Raw genomic sequence first — 11,258 nt, 5'->3', positions numbered from 1 at the left:
GGGACAGGACTCTTTTTTGCCGCTTCATCGTTAAAAATAAGCGCTTAGAATGACTAAACTTATTATTTTTAACATCGAATCGCCTAAAAAATAGTCGCTGTCAGTGCCATGGTCGAATGTTCAACACGCCCTAACGATAAAAATTTGATTTTACAACTTATTTTGTCAATCTGATGCGGTAAAAAGTTATTATATGTTATAGTAAGCAACTATTATTTTTTGTATCTATTGCAAGTGGTTCTTGTTAAACGTGGTATTTGCTAGGTGGCTATATCGATGACGAGCTATAAAATCCTGCAACCTCGATGACCGCTTAAGCGCGTAAAATGACGCGTCTATAGGCAAAACAATTTGCTATTATTCGATAAAAAGTGATAACACTATGATAAATACTGCTACTTTGATTACTCGCTGTTTGTCTCCTATTTTATTAAGTGCGATTGCCCTCTCTACTTTTTCTACTGCTGCCAACGCTGGCAATATGTATATCTATAAAGACAAAGCTGGACAAGTACTACTGACCAACGTCAATCCTAGTGGCAATTTTGATAAATTCACTAAGAAAGTTAAAGTCACTTATTATAAAGACTCTAAAATGTATGACGGCATTAATAGTAGCAATGACTATGGTAGCAGTGCCGCTAGCAAGAGTGGTAGCCGCAATGCTTACGACAGCTACATTCGCGCCTCTGCTGAACGTAATGGCGTAGATCCTGCCCTTATGAAAGCAATGATGCATACCGAATCTGCTTTCAATCCCAATGCTCGCTCACCTGTCGGTGCGCAAGGCCTCATGCAGTTAATGCCAGCGACGGCTCGTCGCTTTAATGTAAGTAACCCTTGGAACCCTGCAGACAATATTGAAGGCTCAGCCAAATATATCGCTTGGCTCATGCGCCGTTTCAATAACAATGTCGAACATGCAGTAGCTGGCTACAATGCAGGTGAAGGCAACGTCGATAAATACGGCGGTATTCCTCCTTTTAAAGAAACCCGTAACTATGTGCAAAGAGTCATGAGCCGTTATCATAGCTTGTATAAGAATGATGCTGGGCTATCTGGCGCTAGTATGAGTGCCAGCAATCAAACGAGTAGCAGCATTAACAGTGGATTGCGCAACGTCAGTTACGGCACTAGCAATAATGTGAATAGTGCCAGCTATGCTAACTCAGCTTATGATGCTTTACGCTAAGCCAGAAATAAAATAGACCGATGAACTAAAAAGCCAGACACAAAAAAGCCCGTTAATTTCTTAACGGGCTTTTTCATGCTTGGACGCTTTATATCGTGATATGTCATCAGTAATAAAGCCAAACTGTGAGTACTAAGTCAGCACTCGCAGCATTTTCCAATATACTTAGCGCTTACTTGTTAGCAGCCTGAGTTGCAGCAACTTCAGCAGCGAAATCTTCTTGCTTCTTCTCGATGCCTTCACCAACTTCTAAACGTTTGAAACCAAGTACTTTTACGCCTTCAGCTTTTAGGACATCACCAACTTTTTTGTCGTTGTCCATAACGTATGGCTGACGTAGCAAAGTTACTTCGTCTAGGTACTTACGTAGGCCACCTTCGATCATTTTTTCAACGATGTTGTCAGGCTTGCCAGACTCTTTTGCTTTGGCTTCGATGATGTCTTTTTCGCGTGCCAATACGTCAGCAGCCACGTCTTCGTCATCTACAGCAACAGGGTTGAATGCTGCAATGTGCATGGCAAGGTTTTTGCCAGTGTCAGCGTCGCCGCCTTCATAAGAAACCACGACACCGATACGTAGACCATGACGGTATGCAGCGATGTTAGCGCCTTCAAGTACTTCAACACGGCGAACCTGAATGTTCTCACCGATTTTTTGTACTAAAGATACGCGTGCTTCTTCAACCGTCTGACCATCGCCATAAGGCAATTCAGAGATAGCAGCAACGTCAGTGACATTGTTTTCTAGTGCAATGTTAGCCACTTTTTCTGCAAATGCAGTGAAGCTATCGTCTTTTGCAACGAAGTCAGTTTGGCAGTTAACTTCTAACAAGAATGCTTTGTTTTCGCCTTGAGCGATGATGATAGCGCCATCAGCTGCGATGTTACCCGCTTTTTTAGCTGCTTTCGCTTGACCAGATTTACGTAGGTTATCAATGGCAACTTCAACATCACCGTTTGATTCTTCTAACGCTTTTTTACATTCCATCATGCCAAGACCAGTACGGTCACGCAGTTCTTTTACCATTTTGGCAGATACTTTTACTTCTGTCATAAGAGTCACCTTAGTATAGTTATGTATAAGAGGAATTAATGTCTATTCGATATCTTAATGTTGCTTTAAATCTAGCAAGACCGCTCATTTTGAGTCATTACTAATATAGCCATCAATGATGTCAAAAAGATAACATCTTAAAAACATAGTGCTATAGCCAGTACGAACGATAATACTCGCCCATTAGCTACTCAGTTATGTATAACGGCCTCATTAATAATGCTCTATTCAATAACAAGGCATGACGAGTAAAACTACATCATGCCTATTATGAGCTTATACGCTGTTCATAACATTATATGGATGCTGATAGCCACACTATCAAGATATCCTTACAAAGTTAAACTTTTTAACTCAGCTATTTACTCTGCTGGAGTTGCAGCTTCTTCTACAGCTGGTGCTTCTTCAGTAGTAGGTGCTTGCTCAGCTTTACCGCCAGCTTGAGTTTGTGCGTATTCTTTACCAGCGATGATCGCATCAGCCATAGAAGTTACGTACAAAGTCACAGCACGGATAGCATCATCGTTAGCTGGGATGATGTAGTCAACGTTGTCTGGGCTAGAGTTAGTATCAACGATACCGATAACTGGGATACCTAGGTTTTTAGCTTCTTTAATAGCGATTGCTTCGTGATCTACGTCTACAACGAAGATAGCATCAGGTAGACCGCCCATGTCTTTGATACCGCCTAGTGAACGCTCAAGTTTTTCCATATCGCGGGTACGCTCTAGCGCTTCACGCTTGGTTAACTTCGCAAAAGTACCGTCTTCTGATTGCTTTTCTAGCTCTTTTAGACGGTTGATTGACTGGCGTAGTGTTTTCCAGTTAGTCAACATACCACCTAACCAGCGATGGTCAACGTATGGCATACCAGCACGAGCTGCCTGCTCACGTACGATACCGCTTGCAGCACGTTTAGTACCAACAAATAATACTTTGTTTTTCTTAGCAGCTAGGCCGTTTACGTAAGTCAACGCTTCGTTGAACGCTTTTACGGTGTGCTCTAAGTTGATGATATGGATTTTGTTACGTGCGCCAAAGATGTATGGACCCATTTTTGGGTTCCAAAAACGTGTTTGGTGACCAAAGTGAGCGCCAGCTTGTAGTAAGTCGCGCATTTCGATTTTGGTTGGATTCTTTGTAGCCATGATAATATATCCTATTGGTTGGGTTATGCCTCCACATCACAAAAACAGCCTATTTGGCGACACGCATCTGCTACTGACTAGTCTTTATTACTAAAGCCCTAATGGTTCGCAAATTAATCAAGTCGCCAAACACCCAGCAATTTTTTGCCATGATGTGTGTGTCATTGGTTGGTTTCAAAAATAAGCCATTGTACGTTTAAACTAATTATATCTAAACTGTAAAAATAGCTGCGCTATATTTTATCACATAATACCTTAAAGTCTCCAGCAGTTTATTCATAGTGCCTCAATGCGTTACAGACACAGTAGATCGGTGGTGCAATAAAAAAAGCGACACATTCGTATCGCTTTTTTATTTCTGGCTTTAGACTTTATATGAATGGTTTCATATTAGATTATGCAATACAGATACCAATCACAGCCTTGTAACCGCGCCATGTGAATGGCGTGATATAGCTTTGGCGATCTCTAGGTAAGTAAGACACACTTGGTGCGCTTTCAACAATCTGCGGCGGAGAGATAATGAATTCAGAACCAAATTCTGTACGCGCATTACCAGAGATAGTATTGGCCATTTCACCCAACAAATCTTTCATCATCGTGATCGAAGAGTCAGGCTCACCCATCACATTTATCACTTCTCGCAACATTACGCTTGGTGCGCTGACATAGACACAGCCCTCAAGAGGCCCTGATATCTTAATGACACCACTATAATCAAAACCAATCGCCGTTTTATTGTTGTTCAAATAAGGGGTATCGATAGATACTTCTGAGCCGTCGATCTGTGCAAAAAAAGCATTGATCGAGCTTAGAAACACACCCAACTTTTCTACTTTAAACATAATATATTAATATCCATCTGTATTACGTGACAGCAGCATTAGTCCTGCAAACAAACCACAATCTCGCCAACTTGTGAGTGCCAAGTGATGGGAATGATAAAAGAACGCTCATCGTTCGGCAACACAATACTTTGCGGTGCGCCTTTGAACACAAACGGCACAGAGATATGAAATTCAGAGCCGAACTCTTTACGCGCATTACCCGAAATCGTGTTGGCAACTTCACCAGCCAAATCGATGTAGTTTTCCTCACTCTTATCAGCTTCACCCATGCTATCCAATATTGAAGACAGTAATTGACGAGTTGCCGAAAAATACACCACGCCTTTTTGTCCACCTGATATACCAATAACGCCTGTATAATCGTGGACTTTTGGCTGCTTGTTTTCTAATAGGTAAGGGGTGTCAGCAACCAGCTCTTCGCCACCAAACTGATTAAAATAATTACTAATAATACTCAAAAAAATCTGTAGTTTTTGTTCTTTCATAATGGCATCTGCTTTAATCGATGAATGGTATTAGTCTTGCATCAGCTCATACAAAGACTCCACGAGCTCCTCTTCTGAGAAAGGCTTGCACAAGAAACCGCTGGCACCTAGTGATAAAGCTTCGATACCAGTGGCCTTATCAGACAACGCTGATACGACCAAAATACGTACATCAGGATCAATCGCAATGATTTTTTCGATACACTCAAGTCCGTCCATTTGTGGCATGGTCAAGTCCATGGTGATCACGTTAGGACGATGGATATTAAACTTCTCAATGGCTTGAACGCCGCTAGTCGCTGTTGCAACCAGCATAAACTTTCCTGAGTCGTATGCGCGCTGAATACGGTTTCTGATAATATTTGAATCATCAACAATCATTAATTTATGCATAACTTGTCTATTACCTTTAATGAAATGCTTGTCGTCCCTGACAATATGTTTACTGTTTTTAATTAAGCTTTTGGTAACGTAATGACAAACCGTGTCATTTGACCCAGCTCACTATTTACGTTCAGCTTACCATTGTAGTCTTTTACTTGCGCTTTGATGATATCCAGTCCAACGCCGCGTCCACCATCTTCATCTGCGTTTTCTTTGGTAGAGAACCCAGAAGAAAATAACTGCTTGAGTAAATCGCCTTGACTGAGCTGGCTTGCTTCTTCCTCACTAAAGCGACCTTCTGTGCTCAGTTTATTACGGATACTTTCATAGTCGATACCTTGGCCATCATCTTGCACTACTAGTGTGACATCTGAACCGTTATCTTGTACTTCCAAAACAATCGTACCGACTTCAGGCTTACCAGCCGAATGACGAACACCTGGGGTTTCGATACCGTGCACAACCGCGTTACGTAGCAACTGAATACTGATTTCTTTAATTGGCTTGGCAAGGTGCTCTGGTATGTGAGTTTGCGCCAGTGTCGTGCTTTTTAGCTGTACTTGCTTGCCTTGTCTAGCGGCAATCTCTTTTGCAAACTCATTGTAAAAAGACAGTCGATCATCATTGCTTTCATCGTCTAGATCAATATCTAAACCGCCATCAGTGCTGATGCTACTCGCTGGCTGACTATTTACCGCAGCTGTTTTTGCCACGCTGTCTTTTAAAGCAGAATCGCTTAATGGGGCTTGCGTATTGGCTGTCGCCGCTTTAGGCGGTGCTGAGCGGTTGATGCGTTCACCCAAGGTCGCAATAGTATTTGATAGACTTAGTAAGTCATCTAAGTGTACTGCCAACTGTAAGAAATCATTGCCCGATAGCTGGCCTTGATTTTGCAAGGCATGCAGCTTATCTTCTGCTTCTGACGCGATTTTGGTAAAGCTATGCAGTTTTAGTGCCGATGCCTCACCTTTCAAGCTGTGCATTTCACGATAGATCGCATTTAGTTTGCCTTCAAGCTCGTATTGTGAGCTACCAGGGTTTTTCAAGATGTTGTTCATACGCTCGATATGCGCTTGGGTATTGCTAATGAACTCATTAATGATTTTTGGATTTACATTCAAGATAGTGGTTAACATCTCAATCTGCATATCGTTTTGCGAGCGCTCTTTTTCTAAACGCTGTTCTAAGTAGACTGCATCTGACACATCGTTGACGTTAACCAAAATACGGGCAATGTCTTTATTGTCATAAACACGTGAGAATTTAAAGTCTAAGAAGCGATTATTAAGTCCTTTATCATCAGAGCTGTTATGTAGCATCACTTTGTGCAAAGGATTTAGAGAATCTACCAATTTTTCTTTAACTCGAGGATTATAAAGCTGCTCAATGAACTGCTGAGTGGTCTTAAGATCTTTATCAGAAATACGACCACGCAAGACGTTGGTAAAGTTCTCTCCTGCTAGCCTATCAGAACCGACAATGCCGTTAAGCGCGCGCGAGTGCTGTTGACCAATATTTAGGTCTTTGTCCAGTAGGAATAGACCTGTATTTACCGTTTCCATAATCTCTTGGGTTTCGCGACGAGCAGCAAATGCCTCAGCATCCGTCTCACGTAAGCGGCGTACAAAGAAGAATACGAAGATCAAGAAGTAAGCAAAAATCGCAACAACCCCAAGTGCCTGAATTAGACGAATGGTATTGGCTTGGCGTTCTGCGTCATCAAATACTTCGTTGGTCAAATCATCTAATGATTCGTTCATTAGCAAACTTGAGGTTTTTGCCTGCTCTACCGCCTGAGTCAAATCATCTGATGAATCGACCAGTACGTTATCAGCATCTTGCAAGTAAGTTTCAATTCTAGGCTCAAGTAGCTGCCATTGCTCGTTTGCCGCTTGTACATTTTCTTGCGCACTACCGCTAACGCTCGGTAATTTATACGTTTTGCCATCAGCATCGTCGGTAATCGTGCCGCCTTCTCCGATAGCCGTCAACGTATTGTTAATCAGTGCTGTATTCTGTTCCAAACGCTCTAATACACGCTGAATGTGCGGCGAGCTGGTATCTTCACCGTAACTGCTATCCAAATCGAACAAATCTTTAATAACTGACTGTGCACTATTTGCCACTTGGTTGGTCTGATCAATCAATACCGTGTTTCTTTCAAGCAAGCTTGAGGTATAGAAAGTAAATACAAGCAAAGCACCGATCAAAGACAAAAACAGTGCAATCGAAATAATCAAGCCGCGATAACGTTTGTTATCTCCATTATTTATTGTAGCCATATCAAACGTCCCTTAGTTTGCTTGTTCAGTGGTGGCAGAAGCACTAGCCGTTGGACTTGTAGTCTCACCAAGCCAGCGAGCTTCAATCTCTTTAAACTTACCTTCCGCTTTTAGCTTGGTAATACCGTCATTGATTTTGTTAATGAGCTCAGTATTACCTTTTGCCATCAAAATAACCTGCTGTGCTGATGGATTGTCTTGCCCTTCATAAGGAACGATGGTTACTTTTTGCTCAGGATGGTTTTTTGCCGTATATTGCAAGATAGGTAGATCATGCAAAATCGCATCTACTTTGCCTTGCATTAAATCTTCATACAATAAAAAGGCAGTCGTTCTGGTCGAGAAGTTGTTGTACTTACCCATTTGCTGTGCTTGATCAACCTGCTTAGAGCCTTCCATCGCAGAGATATTCTTGCCTTGCAAGTCATCTAAATTATTGATATTTAATTCTGGCTTTGCATACATAATAGCGGCAGGGTTAAAGAAATAAGGCTGAGATAATCCATACTTAGCGGCGCGCTCATCCTTATAAGAGATGCCTGAAATCGCCAAATCGCGACTACCCGACTCTACTGTGTCGAACATGTTTTGCCAGGTTTCTTTATAAAACTCAACTTTGAACCCTTCTTCTTCGCCAAGCGCGCGAATAGAGTCAATGTCAATGCCCTGCATGTTGCCGTAGTCATCCTGAAACGAGAATGGAGGCATGGTTCCTGTGGTTGCTACTTTTAAAACTGGCGCTGAATCTGGAAGGCTACTGACAAACGTCTCCTGCCCTTCTGCAGGCGTATTCTCAGCAGCAGTACTTTCTGGTGTACTAGAGTTGCTGCATCCAAAGATACCTACGCTCAAAACGACTGGTAATATTCGGTATAGCTGCTTCATAATCTATCCTTGAAAATTAACGTGGTTATACAATTTAATGAATGACAATCTAGAGAGGTTAGGCAATATTCCTATAATATTTACTTACATAACGTTACGTCAGATAATACTTACCTAACTTTACATTTGCAATAATAATGTTTGACAATTATGTACGATAAGTTATATGTAAAATAAGACATATTTGAATATACAAAACATATGTTTTCTATTTAGCATAAAGAAAAATTACTTTTAAAATGAAAACCTTATGTAAAAGATAAAAATACCCACAAAAAAGCACCCATATATCTAGAATATATGGGTGCTTTTTATAAGTACTCGGTTTACGATAAGACCTTGTATTTATTCTGCATCGTCAAGATTTAAGTTACGATCTATCTGCCAAATCAAAAAGGTACCAATACTCATCAGCGCAAACATCGCAATACCGATTTTGAGGACGGGGTTGACGGGGAATAAATTCAATAAAAGTCCACCAAAAATACCGACTGAAAACATAAGCGATCCTTGCAATGCACTTGCCATGCCCGCGCGGCGTTTCTGAAAGGCCAGTGCAATTGCCGATGCATTAGGCTGACTCAGACCCAAACCTGCAATACAGAAGAAAATACACGCCAGTACCAGTGGTAACCAAGCATCGGTACCCAAGAACAGACCTATCACAAACAGCACGCCTGCAGAAATCACCTGCATCATCGCACCAAACCGCAGAATGCTTAAAATACGAAAGCGATTGGTGAGCCATTGGTTCAACTGAGTCAAACCTACAAAGCCTGCTGCATTCATCCCAAATAACCAGCCAAAATGTGTCGCCGATACACCATAGGTATCCATGATAAGCTCAGAGGCTGAGCTGATGTAGACGAACATCGCACCCATCAACAACCCTCCACCAATCGCTGGATAGTTAAAGGTTGGATCTTTTAATAAATCCCAATACTGACTAAGCACCTCTTTTGCAGGACGCACATTACGATTTTCTTCGGTCAATGTCTCAAAAAAGAAAAACTTAGTAAGCAATAAATTTAGGGCACCAAAAGCGGCCAAAAACCAGAAAATGGAATGCCAATCAAAAAACTGTAAAAATAGTGCACCAAGCGACGGCGCGAGTATCGGTGCCAGACCCATCACCAAAATCATAATCGAAAAAGCTTTTGCGGTTTGCTTGGCGGTTAGGCGATCTCTAATAGCAGCTCGGGTCACCACTGCCCCTACACAAGCGCCCAATGCCTGCATCGTTCGGCCGACAAACAACACATACTCATTATCCGTGGTCGCACAAAGAATGGACGCAATCACATATAGTGTCATACCTATATATAAAGGCTTAACACGGCCAACACGATCACTAAAAGGGCCATAAAATAACTGCCCGAATACCAAACCCAAAAAATACGCTGGTACAGAGTTGGCCATAAATGCCGTAGATACGCCAAAATCATCTGCCATTGATGGTAGCGCAGGCAGGTACATATCAATGGATAACGGTCCTACCGCAACCATTAATCCCAGCATCATAATCCATGCAACAGGCAGATCAGCAGAACGTACTCGTTCGGAGGCGATAGGTTTATTTGGGAGAGAGGACTTTGGGGCAGACATATTTACACCGTTTATATAGTGATGATTACTTAAGCGCTTGTAAGATGCATGAAATAGACTTCTTGCATAAGTCATCGTCAGCCCTTGTAACTCCGTCAGTGGAAGTCAATGAACTGGTACTTTTGCAAGAGATCTAATAGATATTTTTAACGACAATAGTGCATCTTTATCTAAATCTGTGCAAGCGGGCAGTGTTATATCGTGCTGTCCACTCGGATTTCAATAGCCATAAGGGACTAATGAAACAAGCCTTAACAACTAAAAACAATCAACGTAATTTATCAAAATATGTCTGGCGTACTTTTAATCTAAGTACTGAGGCCGAAATTGTCTCAGATAAAATCCTTAAGACAATATCTACCAAAATTAAAGAACGTTAGCGGAACTGACGTTTGCTAAATACGGTGCTGGCTTGCTTTGCTTTTCTAAGGGCCAGCTTGCGATTGCGTCCAAGCATCATCTTAATTTGCCAGATTTTTTCTTTATATAAGGTAGTTGCAGGCTGCTCATACATCGCATTGATTACGCGTTTGCTCGCTAGCACAGCGTCAGGAGAACGCTCAGCAAACTCAGCCGCCAGCTGTCGTGCTTGCTCAAGAGGCGTCTCACTACAATGACTGATTAATCCTAATTCTTTGCCGTCATTGGCATTAATGATGCGCGCAGTCATGGCAAGCTCTTTGAGAACGTCTTCTCGTACCACCCCAAATGCTGATTGCGTCAATCCCATGTCCGGTACCAAACCCCATTTGGCTTCCATAATAGACAGCTGGCAATCCGGATGACTAATACGCACATCACATGCCAATGCTAGCTGTAGCCCAGCGCCAATACAGTAGCCTTCTAGTACCGCGATGACAGGTACTGGTAGATCACGCCACACCAAGCAGACACGTTGGAATGAGCTTTGCCAAGGCTTAATCAGCTCCCAAATAGCAAAGACTTGGTTTTTTGGATGGTTTAAATCCCCTAAATCAATACCTGCACAGAATGTGCCTTCTGCACCATTTAAAATAACCGCGCGTATCGTTTTGTCTTTGCTAATGCGCTCTGCCACCATAATCAGCTCATCTATGACTTGAAAGCTCATGGCATTTTTTTTATTTGGACGATTTAAGGTGACCGTCAATATATTGTCTACGACACGCACTTGTAATGTTTCATACTGGTAACTGGCAACCACGTTCATAATAATCCTTATTAATGAATAAAATAACTATAGTAATGATGGTCACAATATTAGCAGGCTTAACCCTACTCTACCGTAGCAATAACTGACTGCTACGATACTGTATCAAGCGTCTGCCTTTTTATATTCGCACATTATCTGGCCGCTAGTGATCGGTATCGTATGCAATTCACTTATTACATCGCA

Annotated in this window: 10 protein-coding genes; 1 reads left to right on the top strand and 9 read right to left on the bottom strand. The window is 41.9% G+C overall.

Annotation, left to right across the window (positions count from 1 at the left end):
- Positions 1-382 precede the first annotated feature (382 nt).
- Positions 383-1,192, top strand: a complete 810-nt coding sequence (locus BTW00_RS12365) for a lytic transglycosylase domain-containing protein (protein WP_075107657.1) — start codon at positions 383-385, stop codon at positions 1,190-1,192.
- A gap of 172 nt (positions 1,193-1,364) precedes the next feature.
- Here the strand turns inward: BTW00_RS12365 and tsf are convergent, their stop codons facing one another.
- The 9 genes from tsf to BTW00_RS12320 form a co-directional block, all read right to left on the bottom strand.
- Entirely contained in the window at positions 1,365-2,246 is an 882-nt protein-coding gene (gene tsf / locus BTW00_RS12360; protein WP_075107656.1) for a translation elongation factor Ts, read from the bottom strand.
- Between the two features lie 362 nt (positions 2,247-2,608).
- Positions 2,609-3,394: a 30S ribosomal protein S2 gene (rpsB, locus tag BTW00_RS12355; RefSeq protein ID WP_075107655.1), complete on the bottom strand. Its 786-nt coding sequence runs from the start codon at positions 3,392-3,394 to the stop codon at positions 2,609-2,611.
- 395 nt (positions 3,395-3,789) lie between these two features.
- Positions 3,790-4,239, bottom strand: a complete 450-nt coding sequence (locus tag BTW00_RS12350; RefSeq protein WP_058025787.1) for a chemotaxis protein CheX — start codon at positions 4,237-4,239, stop codon at positions 3,790-3,792.
- Between the two features lie 38 nt (positions 4,240-4,277).
- Positions 4,278-4,727 (bottom strand): chemotaxis protein CheX, encoded by a 450-nt coding sequence (locus BTW00_RS12345; protein ID WP_075107654.1) that lies wholly within the window; start codon positions 4,725-4,727, stop codon positions 4,278-4,280.
- A gap of 30 nt (positions 4,728-4,757) precedes the next feature.
- Positions 4,758-5,120: a response regulator gene (locus tag BTW00_RS12340; protein ID WP_058025789.1), complete on the bottom strand. Its 363-nt coding sequence runs from the start codon at positions 5,118-5,120 to the stop codon at positions 4,758-4,760.
- Between the two features lie 62 nt (positions 5,121-5,182).
- The gene (locus BTW00_RS12335) at positions 5,183-7,393 is read right to left on the bottom strand and encodes an ATP-binding protein (protein ID WP_075107653.1); all 2,211 of its coding nucleotides are present in this window, start codon (positions 7,391-7,393) and stop codon (positions 5,183-5,185) included.
- Positions 7,394-7,405: 12 nt separating this feature from the next.
- Positions 7,406-8,278 (bottom strand): ABC transporter substrate-binding protein, encoded by an 873-nt coding sequence (locus BTW00_RS12330; protein ID WP_075107652.1) that lies wholly within the window; start codon positions 8,276-8,278, stop codon positions 7,406-7,408.
- A 345-nt stretch (positions 8,279-8,623) separates the two neighbouring features.
- Entirely contained in the window at positions 8,624-9,883 is a 1,260-nt protein-coding gene (locus tag BTW00_RS12325; protein WP_075107664.1) for a multidrug effflux MFS transporter, read from the bottom strand.
- A gap of 376 nt (positions 9,884-10,259) precedes the next feature.
- Positions 10,260-11,072 carry a crotonase/enoyl-CoA hydratase family protein gene (locus tag BTW00_RS12320; RefSeq protein WP_075107651.1) on the bottom strand — a complete coding sequence of 271 codons (813 nt, stop codon included), beginning with the start codon at positions 11,070-11,072 and terminating at the stop codon, positions 10,260-10,262.
- Positions 11,073-11,258 lie beyond the last annotated feature (186 nt).

The organism is Psychrobacter sp. C 20.9, assembly GCF_001921765.1.
Lineage (GTDB): Bacteria > Pseudomonadota > Gammaproteobacteria > Pseudomonadales > Moraxellaceae > Psychrobacter > Psychrobacter piscatorii_B.
The sequence above is the reverse complement of the archived record's forward strand: the minus strand, read 5'-3'. Positions and strand labels throughout refer to the sequence as shown.

Bases quoted from the DNA above. Each gene is read 5' to 3' on its own strand.
- BTW00_RS12365 (WP_075107657.1), top strand. From the start codon at position 383: ATGATAAATACTGCTACTTTGATTACTCGCTGTTTGTCTCCTATTTTA.
- tsf (WP_075107656.1), bottom strand. From the start codon at position 2,246: ATGACAGAAGTAAAAGTATCTGCCAAAATGGTAAAAGAACTGCGTGAC.
- rpsB (WP_075107655.1), bottom strand. From the start codon at position 3,394: ATGGCTACAAAGAATCCAACCAAAATCGAAATGCGCGACTTACTACAA.
- BTW00_RS12350 (WP_058025787.1), bottom strand. From the start codon at position 4,239: ATGTTTAAAGTAGAAAAGTTGGGTGTGTTTCTAAGCTCGATCAATGCT.
- BTW00_RS12345 (WP_075107654.1), bottom strand. From the start codon at position 4,727: ATGAAAGAACAAAAACTACAGATTTTTTTGAGTATTATTAGTAATTAT.
- BTW00_RS12340 (WP_058025789.1), bottom strand. From the start codon at position 5,120: ATGCATAAATTAATGATTGTTGATGATTCAAATATTATCAGAAACCGT.
- BTW00_RS12335 (WP_075107653.1), bottom strand. From the start codon at position 7,393: ATGGCTACAATAAATAATGGAGATAACAAACGTTATCGCGGCTTGATT.
- BTW00_RS12330 (WP_075107652.1), bottom strand. From the start codon at position 8,278: ATGAAGCAGCTATACCGAATATTACCAGTCGTTTTGAGCGTAGGTATC.
- BTW00_RS12325 (WP_075107664.1), bottom strand. From the start codon at position 9,883: ATGTCTGCCCCAAAGTCCTCTCTCCCAAATAAACCTATCGCCTCCGAA.
- BTW00_RS12320 (WP_075107651.1), bottom strand. From the start codon at position 11,072: ATGAACGTGGTTGCCAGTTACCAGTATGAAACATTACAAGTGCGTGTC.